The 515-nt window shown below is 62.3% G+C and carries 1 pseudogene; it reads left to right on the forward strand.

Annotated elements, in window-relative coordinates:
- Positions 1-515 (forward strand): annotated as a pseudogene (istB, locus tag APH44_RS28850) (IS21-like element ISPst3 family helper ATPase IstB); the annotation flags it as partial.

Below are 515 nucleotides of genomic sequence, written 5' to 3' on the forward strand. Positions count from 1 at the left end.
TGGCCGGCTTCGACTTCAGCGCCTCCAGCGCAGACGCTCGTTTGATCAGCGAACTGGCCAGTCTGGCCTTTACCGACACCGCGCAGAACGTGGTGCTGATCGGTGGGCCTGGCACCGGTAAAACCCACCTGGCCACTGCGCTGGCCGTGTCCGGCATCACCCGGCACGGCAAGCGCGTGCGCTTCTACTCCACGGTCGATCTGGTCAATCTGCTGGAGCGCGAAAAGCACGACGGCAAAGCCGGGCGGATCGCCCAAGCTCTGCTGCGCATGGATCTGGTCATCCTCGACGAACTGGGTTATCTGCCCTTCAGCCAGGCCGGCGGTGCGTTGCTGTTTCACCTGCTATCCAAGCTGTACGAACACACCAGCGTGGTGATCACCACCAACCTGAGCTTCGCCGAATGGTCGAGCGTGTTCGGCGACGCCAAGATGACCACCGCCCTGCTGGATCGGCTGACCCACCACTGCCACATCGTCGAAACCGGTAACGAGTCCTATCGCCTGCAACACAGT

The sequence above is a fragment of the Pseudomonas sp. NBRC 111143 genome (assembly GCF_001320965.1).
In the GTDB taxonomy this organism is placed as follows: Bacteria; Pseudomonadota; Gammaproteobacteria; order Pseudomonadales; family Pseudomonadaceae; genus Aquipseudomonas; species Aquipseudomonas machongensis.